The following is a 1019-nucleotide window of genomic DNA, read 5'->3' on the forward strand; positions in this document are numbered from 1 at the left end:
GGGGACGACCTTGCCGTCAACAGCGACGTTCTTGGCGAGTGCCTTGAAAATCTGTTCCTTGGTCAGATCAACGACAGTCCCCGCCTTCGAGTTGGCCAGTACGATGCCGTCGAAGCCGACCTTGATCTCGACCGGCGTCACGCCGTTTGCCTTGCAGGTCTTAAGCTCGCTGTCCTTGATGGCGCGCGAGGCATTGGTGAAGTCGGCGGTATTCTCGCCGACGCCCTGGCAAAACAGCTTCATGCCGCCCCCGGTGCCAGTCGACTCGACGACCGGGGTCTTGATCTTTCCGCTCTGGCCGAGCTTTTCAGCGACAGCCGTCGTGAAGGGGAACACTGTGGACGAACCGACGATTTGAATCTGGTCGCGCGCGGCGGCATAACCAGCCGACGCGGCGAGCGCAAGCGCCGCGGCCGACGCCGTAAGGAGGAAATTTTTCATGTGGCCTGCTCCTGTTCGGAAAATGGTCTCTCGGCGCCATTCCTTCGGCGCCCGCTGAGGCCAATAGCCCCCGATTATTACAGTCACATGACAGTTTGATGTCAGCCCGGTAACCGCCGCACAGCCATGTCGAAAAGGAACGGACGCGGGTCTCGCCGGCACAGCCGCGGTTTGCCGCTGGAATCAGCAGCTTGCACGATTTGCGGCCGGCATTTGCCCTCGACAGGCGAAAATAAATTGGCGCCGAAAAAGAAAATCCGGGCGGGAGCGCGTTGCATGCGGCCAAGGAGGTCATGGCCGCGCCATCGCCGAAACAGGTCCGTTGGGGTAAATCTGACCCTGTTTCTTGCCGGCGGTCGCTGCTCCCGCCCGTAACTGGAGGAGCGGAACTCGAATGCGCTTATTGTCCCAACCGGACGCACGCTTTGATATGGTGCGATCGCACCATAGTCTTGTCCGCAATGCCTCGCCGAATCGGCTGAACTCTACAGACTGAGGTGGCTATCCCGCGTTGCACTGGATTTCTCAGTCCGCGCCGACCTTTCGAGCAAGACGCCCTGGGGCTGATGGGCTTGGGC

1 protein-coding gene is annotated in these 1019 nt (G+C 60.6%); it reads right to left on the reverse strand.

The window, feature by feature from the left end:
* Window positions 1-441 (reverse strand): substrate-binding domain-containing protein (locus EOA86_RS36045; protein WP_206630254.1); only part of this gene is annotated, 441 nt, incomplete at its 3' end.
* Window positions 442-1019 lie beyond the last annotated feature (578 nt).

This window comes from Mesorhizobium sp. M5C.F.Ca.IN.020.32.2.1, assembly GCF_004023105.1.
Classification (GTDB): domain Bacteria; phylum Pseudomonadota; class Alphaproteobacteria; order Rhizobiales; family Rhizobiaceae; genus Mesorhizobium; species Mesorhizobium wenxiniae.